The 19,811-nt window shown below is 71.9% G+C and carries 21 protein-coding genes and 1 pseudogene; 16 read left to right on the plus strand and 6 right to left on the minus strand.

The window, feature by feature from the left end:
• The first annotated feature begins 2 nt into the window (after nucleotides 1-2).
• The 8 genes and pseudogenes from rimM (at nucleotide 3) to BMY89_RS00950 (ending at nucleotide 5,225) form a co-directional block, all read left to right on the plus strand.
• The gene (rimM, locus tag BMY89_RS00915) at nucleotides 3-572 is read left to right on the plus strand and encodes a ribosome maturation factor RimM (protein WP_175510283.1); all 570 of its coding nucleotides are present in this window, start codon (nucleotides 3-5) and stop codon (nucleotides 570-572) included.
• 17 nt (nucleotides 573-589) lie between these two features.
• Nucleotides 590-1,363: a tRNA (guanosine(37)-N1)-methyltransferase TrmD gene (trmD, locus tag BMY89_RS00920; protein WP_092373609.1), complete on the plus strand. Its 774-nt coding sequence runs from the start codon at nucleotides 590-592 to the stop codon at nucleotides 1,361-1,363.
• A 144-nt stretch (nucleotides 1,364-1,507) separates the two neighbouring features.
• The gene (gene rplS, locus BMY89_RS00925; RefSeq protein WP_092373611.1) at nucleotides 1,508-1,864 is read left to right on the plus strand and encodes a 50S ribosomal protein L19; all 357 of its coding nucleotides are present in this window, start codon (nucleotides 1,508-1,510) and stop codon (nucleotides 1,862-1,864) included.
• A gap of 183 nt (nucleotides 1,865-2,047) precedes the next feature.
• Nucleotides 2,048-2,919 (plus strand): annotated as a pseudogene (lepB, locus tag BMY89_RS00930) (signal peptidase I).
• Nucleotides 2,920-2,928: 9 nt separating this feature from the next.
• On the plus strand, nucleotides 2,929-3,564 hold the full coding sequence (gene lepB, locus BMY89_RS00935; protein ID WP_092373613.1) for a signal peptidase I: 636 nt from the start codon (nucleotides 2,929-2,931) through the stop codon (nucleotides 3,562-3,564).
• A gap of 46 nt (nucleotides 3,565-3,610) precedes the next feature.
• A complete protein-coding gene (locus tag BMY89_RS00940) occupies nucleotides 3,611-4,099 on the plus strand; it encodes an NUDIX hydrolase (protein WP_092373615.1) in 489 nt (162 codons plus the stop codon).
• Complete coding sequence (locus tag BMY89_RS00945; RefSeq protein ID WP_092373617.1) at nucleotides 4,093-4,905, plus strand: ribonuclease HII; 813 nt, start codon at nucleotides 4,093-4,095, stop codon at nucleotides 4,903-4,905. The genes BMY89_RS00940 and BMY89_RS00945 overlap by 7 nt, the downstream gene beginning before the upstream one ends.
• Nucleotides 4,902-5,225 (plus strand): DUF2469 domain-containing protein, encoded by a 324-nt coding sequence (locus BMY89_RS00950; protein ID WP_007075222.1) that lies wholly within the window; start codon nucleotides 4,902-4,904, stop codon nucleotides 5,223-5,225. The genes BMY89_RS00945 and BMY89_RS00950 overlap by 4 nt, the downstream gene beginning before the upstream one ends.
• Before the next feature lie 155 nt (nucleotides 5,226-5,380).
• Here BMY89_RS00950 and BMY89_RS00955 read toward each other — a convergent pair whose 3' ends face one another.
• Nucleotides 5,381-6,034: a class I SAM-dependent methyltransferase gene (locus BMY89_RS00955; protein WP_092373619.1), complete on the minus strand. Its 654-nt coding sequence runs from the start codon at nucleotides 6,032-6,034 to the stop codon at nucleotides 5,381-5,383.
• Between the two features lie 158 nt (nucleotides 6,035-6,192).
• Here BMY89_RS00955 and BMY89_RS00960 point away from each other — a divergent pair, with 158 nt between their 5' ends.
• Complete coding sequence (locus BMY89_RS00960) at nucleotides 6,193-6,876, plus strand: murein hydrolase activator EnvC family protein (RefSeq protein ID WP_092373621.1); 684 nt, start codon at nucleotides 6,193-6,195, stop codon at nucleotides 6,874-6,876.
• Here the strand turns inward: BMY89_RS00960 and BMY89_RS00965 are convergent.
• From BMY89_RS00965 to BMY89_RS00985, 5 genes are all read right to left on the minus strand, one after another.
• A complete protein-coding gene (locus tag BMY89_RS00965) occupies nucleotides 6,764-7,945 on the minus strand; it encodes an aminotransferase class V-fold PLP-dependent enzyme (protein WP_092375271.1) in 1,182 nt (393 codons plus the stop codon). The genes BMY89_RS00960 and BMY89_RS00965 overlap by 113 nt on opposite strands.
• Before the next feature lie 105 nt (nucleotides 7,946-8,050).
• The gene (locus BMY89_RS00970) at nucleotides 8,051-9,055 is read right to left on the minus strand and encodes a tyrosine recombinase XerC (RefSeq protein ID WP_092373623.1); all 1,005 of its coding nucleotides are present in this window, start codon (nucleotides 9,053-9,055) and stop codon (nucleotides 8,051-8,053) included.
• Between the two features lie 9 nt (nucleotides 9,056-9,064).
• Complete coding sequence (locus BMY89_RS00975) at nucleotides 9,065-10,240, minus strand: DNA-processing protein DprA (RefSeq protein WP_092373625.1); 1,176 nt, start codon at nucleotides 10,238-10,240, stop codon at nucleotides 9,065-9,067.
• Nucleotides 10,237-11,754, minus strand: coding sequence for a YifB family Mg chelatase-like AAA ATPase (locus BMY89_RS00980; RefSeq protein WP_092373627.1), 1,518 nt, complete (start codon nucleotides 11,752-11,754; stop codon nucleotides 10,237-10,239). The genes BMY89_RS00975 and BMY89_RS00980 overlap by 4 nt, the downstream gene beginning before the upstream one ends.
• On the minus strand, nucleotides 11,754-12,113 hold the full coding sequence (locus BMY89_RS00985; RefSeq protein WP_092375274.1) for a YraN family protein: 360 nt from the start codon (nucleotides 12,111-12,113) through the stop codon (nucleotides 11,754-11,756). The genes BMY89_RS00980 and BMY89_RS00985 overlap by 1 nt, the downstream gene beginning before the upstream one ends.
• Nucleotides 12,114-12,309: 196 nt before the next feature.
• Between BMY89_RS00985 and BMY89_RS00990 the strand changes: the two genes are divergently transcribed.
• From BMY89_RS00990 to rlmN, 7 genes are all read left to right on the plus strand, one after another.
• Entirely contained in the window at nucleotides 12,310-13,182 is an 873-nt protein-coding gene (locus tag BMY89_RS00990) for a hypothetical protein (RefSeq protein WP_232520990.1), read from the plus strand.
• A 295-nt stretch (nucleotides 13,183-13,477) separates the two neighbouring features.
• Complete coding sequence (rpsB, locus tag BMY89_RS00995) at nucleotides 13,478-14,392, plus strand: 30S ribosomal protein S2 (protein ID WP_092373629.1); 915 nt, start codon at nucleotides 13,478-13,480, stop codon at nucleotides 14,390-14,392.
• Between the two features lie 133 nt (nucleotides 14,393-14,525).
• Complete coding sequence (gene tsf / locus BMY89_RS01000) at nucleotides 14,526-15,353, plus strand: translation elongation factor Ts (RefSeq protein WP_092373632.1); 828 nt, start codon at nucleotides 14,526-14,528, stop codon at nucleotides 15,351-15,353.
• Between the two features lie 150 nt (nucleotides 15,354-15,503).
• Nucleotides 15,504-16,271, plus strand: coding sequence for a UMP kinase (gene pyrH / locus BMY89_RS01005; protein ID WP_092373634.1), 768 nt, complete (start codon nucleotides 15,504-15,506; stop codon nucleotides 16,269-16,271).
• A gap of 80 nt (nucleotides 16,272-16,351) precedes the next feature.
• Nucleotides 16,352-16,909: a ribosome recycling factor gene (gene frr / locus BMY89_RS01010; protein ID WP_092373636.1), complete on the plus strand. Its 558-nt coding sequence runs from the start codon at nucleotides 16,352-16,354 to the stop codon at nucleotides 16,907-16,909.
• Nucleotides 16,910-17,232: 323 nt separating this feature from the next.
• Nucleotides 17,233-18,534, plus strand: coding sequence for a phosphatidate cytidylyltransferase (locus BMY89_RS01015; protein WP_092373638.1), 1,302 nt, complete (start codon nucleotides 17,233-17,235; stop codon nucleotides 18,532-18,534).
• Between the two features lie 104 nt (nucleotides 18,535-18,638).
• Nucleotides 18,639-19,790 carry a dual-specificity RNA methyltransferase RlmN gene (gene rlmN / locus BMY89_RS01020; RefSeq protein WP_092373640.1) on the plus strand — a complete coding sequence of 384 codons (1,152 nt, stop codon included), beginning with the start codon at nucleotides 18,639-18,641 and terminating at the stop codon, nucleotides 19,788-19,790.
• The last annotated feature ends 21 nt before the right edge of the window (nucleotides 19,791-19,811 follow it).

Raw genomic sequence — 19,811 nt, forward strand, 5'->3', positions numbered from 1 at the left:
TGTTGCTCATCGTCGGCAGGATCGGCAAGCCGCACGGCATCCGCGGTGAGGTCACCGTGGAGGTGCGTACCGACGAGCCCGATACACGGTTCGCTCCCGGCATGGTGTTGCGCACCATGCCGGGGGTGAACGGTGCCACCGGCGGCGGTGCGCAGCCCTCGACAGCGGGCCCGGAGGTGCCGTTCCAGGTGCCGGAGGGGCTGGCCGTGGAGTCCGCCCGGTGGCACCAGGGCCGGCTGCTGGTCGCCTTCGAGGGGGTGCTGGACCGTGACGTCGCCGAGGCGCTGCGGGGCACCCTGCTCACGGTCGACAGCGCCGATGTCGCCCCGCCGGAGGACCCGGAGGAGTTCCACGACCACCAGTTGGTGGGGCTGGCCGTGGTCAACCCGGCCGGCGAGCGGTTGGGCGAGGTGGTCCGGATCGACCACGCCCCCGCCTCCGACCTGCTGGTGTTGCGTCGCCCGGAGGGGCGTACCGCGCTGATCCCGTTCGTCAAGGCGATCGTCTCCGAGGTCGATCTCGCCGGTGGTCGTGTCGTGGTGGACCCGCCCAGCGGCCTGCTCGACCTCTAGCCTGCGGAGCACCCCTGATGCGCGTCGACATCGTGTCGATCTTCCCGGAGTACCTGGCCCCGCTGGACCTGTCGCTGGTCGGCAAGGCCCGGGCCAACGGCACGCTACGGATGGCCGTACACGATCTGCGCAGCTGGACCCACGACGTGCACCGCACCGTCGACGACACCCCGTACGGCGGCGGGCCCGGCATGGTGATGCGGCCGGAGCCCTGGGGTGAGGCGCTGGACGCCCTGGCGCCGGGGGAGCTGCCCCCGCCGCGGCTGCTGGTCCCCTCCCCGGCCGGCGTGCCGTTCACCCAGGCGTTGGCGTACGAGCTGGCCGCGGAGCCGCACCTGGTGTTCGCCTGCGGCCGGTACGAGGGGATCGACCAGCGGGTCCTCGATCACGCGGCGGCCCGGATGCCGGTCACCGAGGTCAGCCTCGGTGACTACGTGCTCTTCGGCGGCGAGGTCGCGGTACTGGTGATCCTTGAGGCGGTGACCCGGCTGCTGCCCGGAGTGCTCGGCAACGCCGGCTCGCTGGCCGAGGAGTCGCACGCGCACGGGCTGCTCGAGGCGCCGATGTACACGAAGCCGGCGACGTGGCGCGGCCTGGAGGTGCCGGAGGTGCTCCGCTCGGGCGACCACGGGCGGATCGCCCGCTGGCGGCGGGACGAGGCGTTGGCCCGCACCGGTCTGCGCCGGCCCGACATGCTCGCCGCGCTGGATCCTGCGAGCCTGGACAAACGGGATGTCGCGGCCCTGGACCGGGCCGGATTTCAGGTGCCCGGACCGGATGTGGCAAAGTAGAGGGGTTGCCGCAGTCGTCTGCGCCGCGGACGGCTGCGAGGGTCCCCGACCGGGGTCGGTTACCACCGGCCACCATCCGGGGATCAGTATCACCCACCCGCGCGCCGAGTGACGGTGCGCCGTGAGCTTCACGAGGACACAGCGATGAACATCCTGGACGCCCTTGACGCCCAGTCGAAGCGCACCGACCTGCCCGACTTCCGCGCCGGTGACACCGTCAAGGTGCACGCTCGGGTCGTCGAGGGCAACCGGTCCCGGGTCCAGATCTTCCAGGGCGTCGTCATCCGCCGCCAGGGTGACGGACTGCGCGAGACCTTCACCGTCCGCAAGCTCAGCTTCGGCGTCGGTGTCGAGCGGACCTACCCGATCAACAGCCCGGCGATCGACCGGATCGAGGTCGTGGTCCGCGGTGACGTCCGCCGCGCCAAGCTCTACTTCCTGCGTGAGCTGCGGGGCAAGAAGGCCAAGATCAAGGAGCTCCGCGAGAAGCAGCCGAGCTGACCTCGCACTCCGCCACGCCGCCCGAACTGCGCGTATGTCGTACTGGCCGGTCCGCACTACCCTGGTCGTACGGGCGTAGCGGTGCGGCGACCCGCCCGACGTGGCGGGTGACCTCCACTACCGCCCGGGGAGTCTTGACGAGACTCCCGGGCGGTAGTTGTTTCTGCGGATCGGGGAGTGGGCGTGGTACAGGCGCTTGACGACAGCGGCGCGGCCGATCCGTGGCGCCGGAGAAGCCGGCGCACCAGGCCGCAGATGCCGCTCTGGCAGGAACTGCCACTGTTGCTGATCGTCGCCTTCTGCCTCGCGGTGCTGATCCGCACCTTCCTGCTCCAGGCGTTCTTCATTCCCTCCGGGTCGATGGAGGACACCCTGCTCGTGGGTGACCGGGTCGTGGTGAACAAGGTCGTCTACAACGTGCGAGATCCGGAGCGCGGCGAGGTGGTGGTCTTCCGGGGCACCGACCAGTGGGCCCCGCAGGTCGACGCACAACCGCCCACGGGTTTCGTCGACAGGTTCGGCCGCACCGTCGGTGACCTGCTCGGCGTCGGACGCCCCGGCGAGAAGGACTTCATCAAGCGGGTCATCGGGTTGCCCGGCGACCGGGTGAGCTGCTGCGACGACCAGGGTCGGGTGCTGGTCAACGGCACCCCGCTGGACGAGTCGGCGTACGTCCTGCGGGACTCGCCGCTGGACCTGCCACCGAATCCGGCGGAGTGCCGGTCCCGGCGGTTCGAGGAGATCGTGGTGCCGCCCGGCCAGATGTTCGTCCTCGGCGACCACCGGCTGGTCTCCTTCGACGCCCGCTGCCAGGGCACGGTACCGATCGACAACGTGGTCGGCCGCGCGTTCGCGGTGGTCTGGCCGTCGAGTCGATGGCATCCGCTGCCGGTGCCCGAGACCTTCGCCACCGTCGCCCCGCCGCCTGCGGCGACCGGTGGGGCCGCCCCGGTCCGGCCCACGTCCGACGGGGGTGTGGTCCTGGTTCTCCCGATTACAGCCGCCCTATCCGTTCTCGCGCGTTCCGGACGGTGGCGTCCAGCCGGGCAACGTAGGCTCCTTCCGTGATTGACGAGCAGACCGACAAGTCGCGCCATTCGTTCTGGAAGGAACTGCCCATCCTCCTCGGGGTGGCGATCGTGGTCGCGGTACTGGTACGCGCCTTCGTACTGCAGACCTTCTTCATCCCCTCGCCGTCGATGGAGAACACTCTCAAGATCGACGATCGGGTGTTGGTCAACAAACTCGTCTACAACTTCCGGTCACCGCACCGCGGCGAGGTGATCGTCTTCAAGGCACCGGTCGAGTGGAGCGGCAACCCCGCGGGGGAGGACTTCATCAAGCGGGTGATCGGCGTGGGCGGCGACCGCGTGGTCTGCTGCGACGACCAGGACCGCCTGATGATCAATGGTAAGTCGCTCGACGAGCCGTACATCTTCTCGATCGACGGTCAACGGGACAAGCCGGCGGACCAGGAGTTCGACGTTCAGGTGCCCGAGGGGCGGCTCTGGGTGATGGGTGACCACCGCTCCGCCTCCGGCGACTCGCTGGAGCACTACCAGCAGTCGGGGCAGAACATCGACACGGCCACCATCCCCGAGCAGGACGTGGTGGGGCGGGCCTTCACGATCTTCTGGCCGTTCGACCGGGCCACGTTGCTGACCGTGCCGGAGCAGTTCGAGGCGATCCCGGCGCCCTGACAGCCGGGGCGTGGGCGAAGTCGGTGGCGTCTGGCAGTCTGGTGCGGTGACGGTCTACACCCCGAGGCGCGCCGCTCGCGTGCTCCTGGTCGACGCCGCCGGCCGGCTGCTGCTGTTCAGAGGCTTCGACCCGGCCCGTCCTGAGCACGGCCGCTGGTGGTTCACCCCCGGCGGTGGTCTCGACCCGGGTGAGACGTACGCGCAGGGCGCGACGCGCGAGTTGGCCGAGGAGACCGGGCTGCGGCTGAGTCCGGCCGAGGTTGGCGAGCCCGTACACACCGACGTGATCGAGTTTCCGTTCGACGGCGTGTGGTACCGGCAGGAGCAGCAGTTCTTCCTGGTGCGGGTGGCGGCGCACGAGGTCGACACGGCCGGCTTCAGCGAGGTGGAGCGGGGCAGCGTCGACGGGCACCGCTGGTGGTCTGGGCAGGAGCTGGCCGGCACCGCCGAGCGGTGTTATCCGCCGGATCTCGCGGAGTTGCTGGCTCGTCTGCTGTCCGACCCGGCGGTCGCGCCGGGAGGTGCGGCATGCTGACCCCGCCACGCACCGTGGTACGTCGTGAGGCCGGGCTCTACGCGTTGGAGCGGGCGCTACAGCGTCGCGGCTTCCGGCATGTGGCCGGTGCCGACGAGGCCGGCCGGGGCGCCTGCGCGGGGCCGTTGGTGGCTGCCGCCGCGGTGCTGCCGGAGGGGCGGCGGGGCGAGATCGACGGGCTGGCCGACTCGAAGCTGCTCACCCCGGCCAGCCGGGAACGGATCCACGACGAGATCGTCGCGCGCGCCCTGGCGTACGCCGTGGTGGTCATCCCGGCCGACGAGGTCGACGCCCGGGGTTTGCACGTGTGCAACCTGGCTGCCATGCGGCGGGCGCTGGCCTCGCTGACCGTGCGGCCGGAGTACGTGTTGACCGACGGGTTCGGCGTCGACGGACTCGGCGTGCCCGGGCTGGCGGTGTGGAAGGGCGACCGGGTGGCCGCCTGCGTGGCGGCGGCGAGCGTACTGGCCAAGGTCGTCCGGGACCGGATCATGGTCGACCTGGACGCCGAGCACCCGGGCTACGGTTTCGCCGACCACAAGGGGTACGTCACCGCGGAGCACAGCGCGGCGCTGCGGGAGCGCGGGCCGTGCCGGGAGCACCGGTTCTCCTACGTCAACGTGGCCGCCGTTTCCGGTCTCGACGGCCGCCCACCCCGTTCGCGGCGACCGCTCGGCGCACGCCTGGACGAGCCGATGGAGCGCTCAGGCGGCGCAGGGGGTACCGTCGGCGTGGCGTTGGGCGAGCAGCCTCGGCCTCCGGCGCCGGTGGGGGAAGATGTGGTCATGGAAGGCGGAGTGCGATGAGCGCGGAAGATCTCGAGAAGTACGAGACCGAGATGGAGCTTCAGCTCTACCGGGAGTACCGCGACATCGTCCGCCAGTTCTCCTACGTGGTGGAGACTGAGCGCCGGTTCTACCTGGCCAACCAGGTCGATCTGCATGTGCGCAACTCCGACGGCGAGGTCTACTTCGAGGTCGAGATGCACGACGCCTGGGTGTGGGACATGTACCGCCCCGCCCGGTTTGTCAAGAACGTTCGGGTGATGACGTTCAAGGACGTCAACGTCGAGGAGCTGGAGAAGCCCGACATCTCCCTGCCCGCCGACTCCGGCTTCGGCGGCTGATCCGCGTACCGCGTACCGGCCGGGCGGCCACGGCGGACCCCCACCCGCCGCATGCCCTGCTGGGCCGTGGCGGCACACCACGGCCGTGCCGCCACGTCTCCCCGGCGGGACTGCGCTAGGACGCCGCCGCCGGCCGTCCACACAGGCCCGTCGGGTCAGCTCGGTCGGGCGGACTGCCGGCCTTCGGTGAACTCGAACATCGTCGCGCCGGCCGGCAACGGTCGGGGCGCGCCGAGGAACCGGTGCACGCCCACGCCGACTGCCTCCGCCGGGGTGCTCACCGCGACCGGCTCGAAGTCCACCGCCGCGAACCATTCGCAGATCACCGGAACCAGATCCGGCGGCTGCCGGTGTCGGGTCCAGAACACGGTCCCGCCGGTGGCGCAGAGCGACGCGCAATGGCGCACCAGGTCCCGCACCTGCGCCTCGGAGATGTTGCCGAAGATGCCGCAGGCCAACACGAGGTCGGCCGGCACCAGTCCGGCGTAGGCGTCGGTGCGGGCCGCGTCGCCGTGTACCACCTCGACGCCGGACAGGCCGGCGTCCCGGACCGCCGCGCGGGCCAGCTCGACGTTGCGCGGATCGAGTTCGACCAGCCGGGCCCGCACGTCCCTGCCCCGCCGGTGGGACGCCAGCACGGGAATCAGGTCGCGTCCCTGCCCGGCGCAGAGACTGACCGCCCGAAGGGGCCCCGGCGGTGCCTCGTCCAACGCGTCGGCGATCCGCTGGCGGACCTCCGCCAGCCGCCGCGACAACGACGAGGTCGGATCCTCGTAGCGGTGGTGCCAGGCGTACCAGTCCCGCGTCACGTCCCGAGCCTAGGGGATCGCGCATCCCATAGCAGATCATCCCTTCTTGCGCGGACTGTCCACAGGGCGCTGCGTTGTCCACAAGCGAGCTGAGCGGGGTGGTGCGCGGGCGACCTGCCGGCCAGGCTCCACAGCATGCGAACACGGATCGAGGCGCCATGATGTTCCGGCTGCAGGCAGTGCTGCTGGCGGCGGCCACGCTGGCGGCGGCCACGGTGGCGGGGCCGGTGCCGGTCTGGGCGTGGTCGTCCGCCCCGTCCTCCCCGGCCGGCGTGCCGACCGCCGGCACCGTCGGGCGCTTCCGGTGGCCGTTGGACGGCGTGCCGCAACCGGTACGCCGGTTCGACCCGCCGCCACGACCATGGCTGGCCGGGCACCGCGGGGTCGACCTGCTCGCCCCGGCCGGCGCGACGGTCCGGTCGGCCGGCGCCGGCACGATCCTGTTCGCCGGCATGGTCGCCGGCCGGCCGGTGATCACCGTGGGCCACACCGACGGATTGCGGACCACCTACGAACCGGTCGAGCCGGCCGTCACGGTGGACACCGCGGTGCCGGCCGGTGCGGCTCTGGGTGTCCTACTGCCCGGCCATTCGGGTTGTCCCGCCGCGGCGTGCCTGCACTGGGGGCTGCGCCGGGGGCCCGACTACCTCGACCCGCTGACCCTGCTCGGCCTCGGCCGGGCACGTCTGCTCCCGCTCGGTGAGATCACCGTCGGGGCAGCGGGCCCGCTCAGCCCTGGGCGAGCAGGGTCGGCAGCCGGACGGCGAGTCGCTGGTACTCGTCGGGCGAGTTGTAGACCTGGCCACAGACCCGCAACCACCCGCGCCCCTGCCACGCCATGACCGCGACCTGGGTGGCGAGGCGCTCGGCGATCCGGGTCTGTAGCGCCCGCGCGCCCGCCAAAGTCGTGGCCAGGCCCGCCGGCAGCGGAACTATCCGCATGGCGACCGTCGGTCCGCCGGGGTCGGGCAGGTCGGCCGGCGGCACGCCGAGCGCGTCCCCCACCATCCGCTGCCCGTACGCGGCCAGTGCGGCATTGTGCGCGCGTACCCGGTCGACGTCGAGGCTGCGCAGCGTGTAAAGCCCGGCCGGGGCGCTCAGCCAGGACGTGTAGTCGGCGGTGGCCTGCCACTCCAGGCGGCCGGGAAATCCCGAGTCCTGTTCCCAGGAGACCACCAGCGGCTCGATCCGCTCCCGCCACTGCGGTGCCACCACGAGCACGGCGGTGCCCCTCGGGGCGTACCCCCACTTGTGCAGGTTGCCCACCCAGAAGTCGGCTCCGATGCTCTGCACGGACGCCGTCAGCATGCCGGGCGCGTGCGCGGCGTCGACCAGCACCGGTATGCCGTGCTCTCCGGACACGCCGACGATCGCGGCGACCGGGAACAGCCGGGCCGTGGCCGAGGTGAGCTGGTCGACCACCAGCAGCCTGGTACGGCCCGGGCGCAGCCCGGCCCGCACGATCTGCACCACCTCCTCGTCGGTCGCGGCCAGCGGCACCCGCAGCACCCGGTGCGTCGCCCCGGTGCGGCGGCACTCACGGCGTACCGACAGATCGACCGCACCGTAGCCGTGGTCGGTGGTGAGCACCTCGTCGTCGGGGCGCAACCCGAGCGACTGAAGGACCACTGCCACGCCGGTGGTGGCGTTCGTGGTCAGGGCCGTGCCGTCGGGGTCGGCGCCGAGGAAACTCGCCAGATGCCGGCGGGTGTGCCCGATCCGGTCGACGAGCCCCTGGGTGAAGAACCGCAGCGGATCGGCCTCCATCTCATCCCGCAACCGCTGCTGGGCACGTTGCGCGACGATCGGCACCGCGCCGAACGAGCCGTGGTTGAGGTGACTGACCGCCGGGTCGAGGGAGAAGAGCAGGCGGGCACCCGTGATCGGTTCGGGCGGCGGCGGGACGCTCACCCGGAGATCGTAGCCGCCGGCGACGCGCGGCCGACGGCTCTCGCTCACCCGCTCACCCGTTGTAACCCGGTTCGCCTGCCGCCAGGTTCGCCTGCCGACCGGTCGTCAAGCTCGGGGGTGGGCCTGCCGGTAGGCCGCCCGGAGCCGTTCGACCGAGACGTGGGTGTAGACCTGCGTGCTGGCCAGCGAGGAGTGCCCCAGCAACTCCTGCACCACCCGCAGATCCGCGCCACCTTCGAGCAGGTGGGTGGCGGCCGAGTGGCGCAGCGCGTGCGGGCTGGTCCTGGGCAGGCCCGCCGCCTCGGCGTATCCGCCGACGATCCGGCGAGCGGTCGTCGGGTGTAACCGGCCGCCCCGGGCGCCGAGCAGCAGCGCATCGCGGGACTCGGGAACCGCCAGCACCGGCCGCCCGTGCCGCAGCCACCCGTCGAGGGCCCGCTGGGCGGGCAGCCCGTACGGCACCGCCCGCTCCTTCCCACCCTTGCCATATACGCGGATCACGCGTCGGTCCTGGTCGAGGTCGGCCAGGTCGAGCCCGCACGCCTCGCTGACCCGTACTCCCGTGCCGTAGAGCAGTTCGAGCAGCACCCGGTCCCGTAGCAGCACCGCTGTACCGCCGGGGTCGGTCGGATCGGCGGCGGGGGTTGCTGTGGTGGCGGCCTCGGCAGCCGGTGTCTCGACGAGCCGTGCCGCCTGGTCGGCGCGCAGCACCGTGGGCAGCGTTCGCTGCGGCCGAGGGCTGGCCAGCGTGGCAGCGACGTCGGTGGTTAGCAGTCCACCCCGGTGCGCCCAGGCGCTGAAGGTGCGGGCCGCCGCTGCCCGCCGCGCCAGCGTGGTGCGGGCCGCGCCCATCGTCCGCTGCCGGGCCAACCAGCTGCGCACCGTGTCGAGGCTCAGCTCGGCCACCTCGGTGCAGCCCATCCGCCGGGCATGATCCAACAAGGAGACGAGATCGGCGACGTATGCCCGCACGGTGTGCCCGGATCGGCCGCGAACCGAGGCGAGGTGGTCGGCGAACTCGTCCACCACGTCTCGCAGCGGCTCCGGTAGCGTCGCGTGCACGGCCCGCGTGCCGCGGGTGTCCCGATCTTCCGCGCCGGTCCTCCGCACTGATCCACCCTACGGCCGGTTCTTCGGCACGACCAGCGCATAGCCGTCGTCGCGGCGTACCACCAGGGCCAGCTCTTCCAGCATGGACAGTTTGCGAAGCACCGTGCGGACAGGCAGGCCGGCCCGCGCGGCGAGGGCGTCCACGCCGACCCGGCCGCGTCGCGGCATCGCCTCAACGATCGACCCCGCCTCGTCGTCGAGCAGGTCGGTGGGCCGGTCTGGCCCGCGTGGCACCGGCGCCAACTCGCCGATCCGGCCCACCTCCTCCAGCACCTGGGCGAGGCCGGTCACCAGCCGTGCCTTCGGCTCCTCCCGCAGCAACTCGTGAGCACCCACCGACATCGCCGAGGTGACCGGGCCCGGCACCACCATCGCCGGCCGGTGCAGGGCGATGGCCCGCCGGGTGGTCTGGGTCGCGCCGCTGCGGGCCGCCGCCTCCACCAGCACCGTGCCCCGGGTACCCGCCGCGATCACCCGGTTGCGAATGAGGAAGCGCGGGCGTAGCGGCTCGGCGCCCGGCGGCCACTCGCTCACCAGCAGACCGGTGTCGGCGATCCGGTCGAACAGTGCCGCGTTGCCCATCGGATAGCTGCGGTCGACGCCGCAGGCGAGCACCGCGACGGTCAGCCCGCCGGCGGTGAGCGCACCCCGATGCGCGGCGGCGTCGATACCGAACGCGCCGCCGGAGACGACCGTCCAGTCCCGGTCGGCCAGGCCATAGCCCAGCTCGGTGGCGATGTGAGTGCCGTACGGGGTGGCCGCGCGCGCACCGATCACCGCCACGGACCGGTCCAGCGCCTCGGCCAGTGGCCACTGCCCGCGTACCCAGAAGCAGAGCGGTGGCGCGGTCTCCCGGTCGACCCGGCGGCGGACGTCGCGCAGGTGCAGCGTGCGTAGATGCTCCACCGTCGTGGGCCACTCGTCATCGCCGGGGATGACGACCCGTACACCGAGTCGGTCCGCGCGTCCGAGGGCCTCGGCGGCGACCGCCCGGGCGTCACCGGCCCGGCTGCGGGCCGCCACCGTGTCGCGCAGCTGTTCCTGCGGTGCCCCGCCGTCCAGCAGCAGGTCCAGCGCGGCCACCGCGCCGAGCTCGTCGACGAGCCGGTGCACCGACCGGGTGCCCGGCTCGGCCACCCAGGTCAACGCCACCCGCGCCAGGGTCAACTCCTCATGCGTGTTCACGTACCCTCTCCCGTCCTGAGCGCGATGGCCTCGCCGACGTCTTCCTTCTCCGGCCGCGCCCGCCCGTCCAGGTCGGCGATCGTCCAGGCGAGCCGGATGACGCGGTCGAAGCCGCGCGCGGAGAGCGACCCGGAGTCGAGCCGGGCCCGCAGCTCGGCGGTGTCCCGGCCCGGCAGCCGCCACGGCAGCCGGCGCAGATCCGGGCCGGGAATCTCGGCGTTGAGCCGCCGACCCAGCTCCGCCCAGCGCCGGGCCGCCGCCTGCCGGGCCGCGACCACCCGCCCGGCGACCAGCGCGGACGACTCGTGAGTCGTCGTTTCCATCAGCTCGGCGGCCCGCATCGGTTGCAGTCGCACCCGCAGGTCGATCCGGTCGAGTAGCGGACCGGAAAGCCGACCGAGATAGCGGCGGCGGGCCAGTGGGGGGCACTCGCAGCGATCGTCACCGGCCGGGTTCGCGCACGGGCACGGATTGGCCGCGAGCACCAGCTGCGCGCCGGCCGGATATTCGGCGGCACCCCGGCTGCGGCTCAACAGGACCCGTCCGCGCTCCAGCGGCTGGCGCAGCGCCTCGAGCGCCGCCTTGCTGAACTCCGGTGCCTCGTCGAGGAAGAGCACCCCACGGTGGGCCAGTGAGATCGCCCCCGGCCGGGCCAGCCCTGATCCGCCGCCGACGATGGAGGAGACGGTGGCGGTGTGGTGCGGGGCCTGGAACGGCGGCCGGCGGATCAACCGGCCTCCCGCCGGCAACAGCCCGGCGATCGAGTGCAGTGCGGTCACCTCCAGCGCGGCGTCGTCCTCCAACTGCGGCAGGATCGACGGCAGGCGCTCGGCGAGCATGGTCTTGCCGGCTCCCGGTGGCCCGATCAGTGCCAGGTGGTGCCCACCGGCGGCGGCGAGCTCCAGGGCCCGCCGTCCGACGCCCTGCCCGGCCACCTCGGCGAGGTCGGGTCCGGTGACGGCCGGGGGTGGGTCGTCGGCCGGCGGCTCGATCAGCGGGGCACCGTCACGGACGAAGGCGACCAGCCGGTGCAGGGTGTCCACGCCTCGTACCAGCACGCCGGGCACGACCGCCGCCTCGGCCGCGTTGCCGGCTGGGACGATCACCCGCCGGACGCCGGCCTGCGCCGCCGCGGCGACCATCGGTAGCACACCCCGGACCGGTCGCACCGCGCCGTCCAGGCCCAGCTCACCCAGGACGGCCACGCCGTCCAACGGCAGCAGCGGCAGTTCGCCGGAGCCGCCGAGCAGCGCCACCGCGATCGCCAGGTCGAACGCCGAGCCAAACTTGGGCAGGGTCGCCGGGAGCAGGTTGAGAGTGATCCGTCGGTTGGGCCACCGCTGGCCGGAGTTGACCACCGCAGCGCGGACCCGGTCCCGTGCCTCGTGCAGCGCGGTGTCGGGCAAGCCGGAGATGACCACCGCCGGTAGGCCGGGTGCGAGATCGGCCTCCACCTCCACCAGATGGCCGGTCACCCCGACCAGGCCCACGCAGAGCACCCGGGCGTAGCTCATCAGAACGCGTCCTTGACGTGCTCGACGTGGGCCCGGCCGAGGCGCGGCAGCAGCACCGAGACGATGTCGAAGCGAAGCTCGTCGGCGGTGGTGCCGGTGGCCGCCAGCCACGCGGCGGCGAGACGCCGCAGCCGGCGTGCCTTGCGTGGCACCACGGCCTCGGCGGGGGTGCCGAAGGTCGCGCTTCGACGCGTCTTCACCTCGCAGAAGGCGAGCACCGGCCCGTCCCAGGCGATGATGTCGATCTCACCCGAAGGGCAGCGCCAGTTCCGGGCCACCGGGCGCATCCCCGCCTCGATCAGGTGCCGTACGGCGCAGCGCTCCCCGTACCCGCCGACCGCCTGGTTCCGCTTGGTCATGACCGGCACCATGCCCCCGTACGCGGTGCTGCGGCGACCCCGTCCGGGGCGGCCTGTGGACGGCCGGGGGCTGTGGACGGACGGACGATCATGCCCCTGATGTGCTACGGGCCCGTACTGCCCGCAGCGAACTTCCTGGCTGGTCGGCGGGGGCCTCGGATGGCGTACGACCGGCTGGTCGAATACGGTGCCGGACGTGGACGGACGACGCAGCTTTGCCGACGACCAGGAGTCGCGCTGGTTCCCGGGGGAACGCGACCGTGGCTCCGCCGACCCGGAGCGGCACGGCCCCGCGGAGGCGCGGTACCGCGACGACGAGTCGCGGCTGGCGCCGGAGCAGCGGGGCGACGACGACCGGTACGGTCCACCGCGCCGCTTCGGCCTGACGGATCCGCTCGGGGATGCCGGGCCGGAGACCGAGCGCTACCGAGCGTCACGCTCCCGCCGGGCGGAGCTGGCCGACCCGGAGGTCTCCGGTGAGCTGCCGGCCGATCGTCCGGGCTGGCGGGCCGCCCGGGAGACGAGCCCGGTCAGCGGCGGAGCGGCGGTGTCGAGCGACCCGACCCGTGCCGTCCCGTTGGCCGGGTATCCGATCGTCGAGGCCCGACGCGGATCGGAGGGCCCCGGCCCGCTGGAGCAGCCGACCGGGCCGATGCCGCCGGTGACCCCCCGGGGTGACCTGCCGGCGGGCGAGGCCACGTATCCGGTCGGCGGCGAGACCGGGTACCAGGCGGCCGGCGTGCAGCCGGGTCTGCCGGTCGGCGACGGCGTCTACCGTACGCGGCGGCCGGTGCTCGCCGTGCTGTTCGCCGTACTGGTAGTGATCTTCGAGCTGCCAGCCCTGCAGGTCCTGCTGCACGGGGTCACCGCGGACCCGGTGTCGGCCGGCGACGTGCTGGCGGGCACGTTCCTGGTCTGCGGCCTGCCGATCTTCGCGGCCGGTCTCTACGGACTGCGGACCACCGGATTATCGCTGGCTGACGGCGCAAGGGGCTGGCTGCGGCCACCGACGGCCTACCTGACCGTCGGACTGGCGCTCTTCGCTGTCGCCGCGCTGGCCGTCGGCTGAGCCGGCGCGCTGCCACGGCCCCCGGGTGTTAATAAGGGGCCCTTCCTCTACGTGAGGCGTTAAGAAGGGCCCCCTCCTTACACCCAAACGTCAGGTGGTGGGGAGGGCGCGTACACTGGTCGACTGGCGACCGCCTTGTGCGGTCGACCTCGCGTGCCCTCCTCACGAGTCGTCGTGAGGCGGCGGCTTCCCTGGTCCCGATCTTGATCGGGCTCATCATGGCCGACGACCGGGCACCAGGCCGCCCGGCCGCCGGCCGGGCGGGACAAACCAGGGATCGCAAGGAGTACCAACCATGGCCGTCGTGACCATGCGCCAGTTGCTAGAGAGCGGTGTTCACTTCGGGCACCAGACCCGGCGCTGGAACCCGAAGATGAAGCGCTTCATCATGACCGAGCGCAACGGCATCTACATCATCGACCTGCGCCAGACCCTCGACTACATCGAGAAGGCGTTCGAGTTCGTGCGCAACACGGTGTCCGAGGGCGGCAGCATCCTCTTCGTCGGCACCAAGAAGCAGGCTCAGGAGGCGATCGCCGAGCAGGCGACGCGGGTCGGTCAGCCGTACGTCAACCACCGCTGGCTCGGTGGCATGCTGACCAACTTCCAGACCGTGTACAAGCGGCTGCAGCGGATGAAGGAGCTGGAGGCGCTCGGTGACCTCAGCGGCACCGCTGCCGGTTACACCAAGAAGGAGACCCTGCAGCTCTCCCGCGAGAAGATCAAGCTGACCCGTACCCTGGGCGGCCTGCGGGACATGCAGAAGCTCCCGGCCGCGATCTGGGTGGTCGACACCAAGAAGGAGCACATCGCCGTCGACGAGGCCCGCAAGCTGGGCATCCCGGTGATCGCCGTGCTCGACACCAACTGCGACCCGGACGAGGTCGACTTCCCGATCCCGGGCAACGACGACGCGATCCGTTCGGCGGAGCTGTTGACCAGGGTCGTGGCCGCCGCCGTCGCCGACGGCCTGATCGCCCGCTCCGGCCGTCGCCGGGGTGGCGACGAGAAGCCGGAGGCGGGCGTCGCCACCGACGAGCCGCTGACCGAGTGGGAGCGTGAGCTGCTCGAGGAGCCGAAGAAGGCCGACGAGCAGCAGCCGGCGGCCGAGCAGGCCACCGCGCAGCCGACGGCCGAGCCGACCACCGAGCAGCAGCCGGCCGCTGAGCAGCCGGCCGCCGAGCAGCCGGCAGTCGTCTCCGGTCAGTGACCGCGCCGCCGTCCGGCCACCGTTGGTTCCGCTGATGGTGGCCGGCGGCGGATAGACCGGGCACGAACCTCTCGGAACCGGGTAACCGTCACCCAGACCATTCCACCGCAGTCTCAACACCGAAGAGAGAGCCATGTCCCAGATCACCGCCGCGGACGTCAAGAAGCTCCGCGACCTGACCGGCGCCGGCATGATGGACAGCAAGAAGGCCCTGACCGAGGCCGAGGGCGACTTCGACAAGGCCGTCGAGATCCTGCGCGTCAAGGGCGCCAAGGACGTCGGCAAGCGGGCCGGGCGGACCGCCGCGAACGGTCTGATCGCGCACTCCGGCAAGGCGCTGCTCGAGCTCAACTGCGAGACCGACTTCGTCGCCAAGAACGACAGCTTCATCGCGCTCGCGCAGCAGCTGGTCGAGCACGGCGAGCGCTCCGGCGTGAGCAACGCCGAGGAGCTGCTGGCCAGTGAGATGGACGGTCGTACCGTGGCCGACCTGATTCAGGAGCAGTCCGCCAAGATCGGCGAGAAGCTGGTCCTCAACCGGTTCGCCAAGCTCGACGGCACCGTCGCGGTCTACCTGCACCGCAAGGCCCAGGATCTGCCGCCGGCGGTCGGCGTGCTGGTGCAGTACGCCGGCAAGAGCGACGAGGCGGGCGACGCCGACGCGCGTGGCGCGGCCATGCAGATCGCCGCGATGCGTCCGCAGTACCTCACCCGCGAGGAGGTGCCGGCCGAGGTCGTCGAGTCCGAGCGGCGCATCGCCGAGCAGACCGCCCGCGAGGAGAACAAGCCCGAGGCCGCCCTGCCGAAGATCGTCGAGGGGCGGGTCAACTCCTTCTTCAAGGACTTCGTCCTGCTGGAGCAGTCGTCGGTCACCGACAACAAGAAGACGGTGAAGCAGGTGCTGGCCGAGGCCGGCGTCGAGGTCACCGGCTTCGTGCGGTTCGAGGTCGGCCAGGCCTGAGTCGGCCGGGCGCGCCGCGCCCGTGGGCTGAGCAACGACAAGACGAGGAGGCCGCCGGTGTACGCGACAGACACCGCGGCCTCCTCGTCCCATAAGGTCGCAACGGCAGGCACGCGCACCCGGGCGCGCCAGTGGGGGAAGGACGGGCGGATGACGCAGGTTGTGAGTGACCGGACGCTGGCGGCGGACGATCCGACGGCACCACCGCCCGGCCGGGCCCGGCGGGTGGTGCTGAAGCTTTCCGGCGAGGTGTTCGGTGGCGGCGCGATCGGCGTCGACCCGGATGTCGTGCAGGCCATCGCCCGACAGATCGCCACCGTGGTGCGTCGGGGTGTGCAGGTGTCCGTGGTGGTCGGTGGCGGCAACTTCTTCCGGGGCGCGGAGTTGCAGAAGCGGGGCATGGACCGGGCCCGGGCGGACTACATGGGCATGCTCGGCACCGTGATGAACTGCCTCGCCCTCCAGGACTTCCTGGAGAAGGAGGGCATCGAGACCCGGGTGCAGAGCGCCATCACGATGGCCCAGGTCGCCGAGCCCTACATTCCGCTGCGGGCGATCCGACACCTGGAGAAGGGTCGCGTGGTCATCTTCGGCGCCGGCGCGGGGATGCCGTACTTCTCCACCGACACGGTGGCGGCCCAGCGTGCGCTGGAGATCCACGCGGACGTGGTGCTGATGAGCAAGAACGGGGTGGACGGCGTCTACACGGCCGATCCCCGGGTCGACCCGACCGCCAGCAAGTTCGACTCGATCACCTTCTCCGAGGTGCTGCGCCGCAACCTCCGGGTCGCCGACGCGGCCGCCTTCAGTCTGTGCATGGAGAACGGCCTGCCGATGCTGGTCTTCGGCGCGCAGGGCGACGACACCATCGTCCGGGCGGTCGGCGGCGAGAAGATCGGCACGCTGATCACCACCTGAGCCGACCGCCGACGGCGATCTCAGCGGCCCCGGTGACCCGACAAGCCCACGACGAGTACAAGAAGGAGGCGAGGAGAGCGGTGATCGACGATACCCTCCTCGAGGCCGAGGAGAAGATGGAGCGTGCGGTCGAGCACGCCAAGGAGGAGTTCGGTGCCATCCGCACCGGGCGTGCCACTCCGGCCATGTTTTCCAAGATCATTATTGACTACTACGGCAGCCCGACGCCGCTGACCCAGATGGCGTCGGTGGGTGTTCCCGAGCCTCGGATGGCCATCATCAAGCCGTACGACAACTCGCAGATCAACGCCATGGAGAAGGCGATCCGCGACTCGGATCTCGGGGTCAACCCGAACAACGAGGGTAACCAGCTGCGCATCGTGCTCCCGCAGATGACCGAGGAGCGCCGCCGCGAGATGATCAAGGTTGCCCGGCACAAGGGCGAGGAGGCGAAGGTCGCCATCCGCAACGTCCGGCGCAGGGGCAAGGAAGAGCTGGACCGGCTGGTAAAGGACGGCGAGGTCGGCGAGGACGAGGGCCGTCGCGCGGAGAAGGAGCTGGACGACGTGACCCAGCGCTACGTGGCGCACGTCGACGAGTTGGTCAAGCACAAGGAAGCCGAACTCCTGGAAGTCTGACGCGCTACCCACCCTGTCGCAGTCCCGCCCCCGCCGCGTTGACCATGAAGTTGTTGCCGCCGTCGTCCGGCGTGCCGTGGCGACAACCTCATGATCAACGAGGTGGGGGTGGGTACTGGTGCGTCCTGCCGGACGGGTGGGTGCAGTAGGCTCGGCACGATTCTCGGCGACCCGGCAGTGAACGGCGGGGATCACCGGCGGTGAACGGCGGGGATCGGCCAGCCGACAGACCGGCAAATCAGACGGAGCGCCTCGCGCGGGTAGGGGATGGTAGTGGCTGTGCGTCAAGTCGTGGATCTCGTACTGCTCCCGTCTGGTGCGTGATGTCCCACCTCGACCCCTACGGCGGCGCCGAGGCACCCGGTTGGGAGCGCCCGGACCGGCCCACCTCGCTGCCCTGGCCGGATCCGGATGTGGAACCGGGCCCGTGGGCCCGTGGCCGACAGCCCGGAGCTGAGCTGTACGCCGAGCCGAGCACCCGTCCGCAGTCCGACCGTCCGGCTGCGCTGCGTCCGCCGGACCGGGACCGATACGGTCCGTACGACGAACGGGGCGGGCCCGGCCCCCGGGACAGCAACGGGCACCGTGACCTCGGCCCCGGCGACACCCCCACGGCACAGATCCCGCCGGTACGCCTCGGCGACGGCCGGGACCACGACGACGCACCCACCACCCAACTGGCCGCAGTGCCGGCCGGGGACGCCCGGGAGCCCGTCTCCCTGGGCCCCGACGCGCAGGAACCGCCGGGACGGGGCCACCGTGGTCGACGTCGGGCCGGTGCCGGCCGGCCGGCCAGCCAGCAGACCGCGAGCCGGGCCGGGCGGAACCTGCCGGCGGCGATCTCGGTCGGGGCGGGCCTGGGAGCGGCGGTCCTGCTGCCCCTGTTCCTGTACACCCCGGCATTCCTGCTGGTGCTCGCTGCGGCCTTCGGCGTGGGTATCTGGGAGATGTCCCGCGCGGTGCGCCGCCAGGGGGCCGAGGTGCCGCTGGTGCCGCTGGTCTCCGGCGGGGTGCTCACCGTCACGCTGGCCTGGTTCGCCGGCCCGGACGCGCTCCTGTTGGGCCTGCTGGTCACGGTGGCCGGCACGCTGCTCTGGCGGCTCGGTGACGGGACGCACGACCTTCGGCGGGACATGACCGCGGCGATCATGATCGCGGTGTACGTGCCCTTCCTCGGCGGCTTCGCCGCCCTGCTCGCGGCGTCCCCCGGCGACGGGCCGTTGCGGGTACTGGTGACGCTGGTCGCCGTGGTGCTCTCCGACACGGGTGGGTACGCGGCCGGTGCCAACTTCGGCAAGCATCCGATGGCCCCGACGATCAGCCCGAAGAAGTCCTGGGAGGGCTTCGCCGGATCGGTCGGCGCCGCCGCCCTGGGCAGTGGCCTGCTGCTCTGGCTGCTGTTCGACGTGGCTCCCTGGTGGGGCGCCGTGTTCGGGATGGCGGTCGCGGGTGCCGCGGTCCTCGGCGACCTCGCCGAATCCATGATCAAGCGGGACCTCGGTGTGAAGGACATGAGCAATCTGCTGCCCGGTCACGGCGGCCTGATGGACCGCCTCGACTCCGTGCTGTTCGCCGTGCCGACCGCGTACCTGCTGCTCGTCGTCTTCGTCCCGGCGGTGAACTGAGGCATGGTCGACGCTGGCGTACCCGGGTCGCGGAGGCGGCCGGAGCGGATCCGGGGCCTCCGGAGGGGTGCGTTCCGTGCCGAGCGTGCCAGACTGGACGGGCCATGACGAGCCTTCCCCTGATTCCGGTCGACCCGGACGCGCCCGGCGCGCGCCGGGCGGCAATGCCCCCGCAACACCTCGCCGACCTCGACCTTGCCGGCCGAAAGGACCTGGTCACGAAGCTGGGTGAGTCGGCTTTCCGGGCTCGGCAGATCTCCACCCACTACTTCGGCCGGCTGGTACGCGACCCGGCGCAGATGACCGACCTGCCGGCGGTGTCCCGCGAGCGCCTGGCCGACCAGCTGCTGCCCCGGCTGCTCACCCCGGTGCGGGAGCTGGCCTGCGACGACGGGGCGACCCGCAAGGCGCTGTGGCGGCTGCACGACGGTGCGCTGGTGGAGAGCGTGCTGATGGGCTACCCGGACCGGGTCACCGTCTGCATCTCCAGCCAGGCCGGATGCGGCATGGCGTGCCCGTTCTGCGCCACCGGCCAGGCCGGCCTGACCCGTAACCTCTCCACCGCCGAGATCGTCGACCAGGCGGTGTACCTGGCCGGGGTGGCCGCCTCCGGCGTGGTCGCGGGGTCACCGCCGAGGCTTTCGCACGTGGTCTTCATGGGCATGGGGGAGCCGCTGGCGAACTACAACCGGGTGATCGCCGCGATCCGCCGGTTGGTCTCGCCGGCACCGGAGGGGCTCGGCCTGTCACAGCGGCACATCACCGTTTCCACGGTCGGGCTGGTGCCTGCCATCCACCGACTGGCCAGCGAAGACCTCTCCGTGACTCTTGCGTTGTCGCTGCACGCCCCCGATGATGAGCTGCGCGACGAACTCGTGCCGGTGAACCAGCGCTGGAAGGTGTGCGAGGTGCTGGACGCAGCGTGGGCCTACGCGGCCCGCACGGGGCGTCGTGTGTCGATCGAATACGCGATGATCAAGGACGTGAACGACCAGCCGTGGCGAGCTGATCTGCTCGGGCGGCTACTGGCCGGCAAGCTGGCCCACGTGAACCTGATCCCGCTCAACCCGACTCCGGGCAGCCGCTGGGACGCGAGCCCGAAGCCGGTCGAGCGGGAGTTCGTCCGGCGGTTGCGTGACGCCGGGGTGTCCACCACGGTGCGGGACACCCGAGGTCGCGAGATCGACGGAGCGTGTGGGCAGCTGGCCGCCGCGGAGGACAAGGGCACCGACCCGGCCGGGGAGATGTCGGCGTGACCGGGCGTGGCGAACGAGACC

This window comes from Micromonospora phaseoli (genome assembly GCF_900109115.1).
Classification (GTDB): Bacteria; Actinomycetota; Actinomycetes; order Mycobacteriales; family Micromonosporaceae; genus Micromonospora; species Micromonospora phaseoli.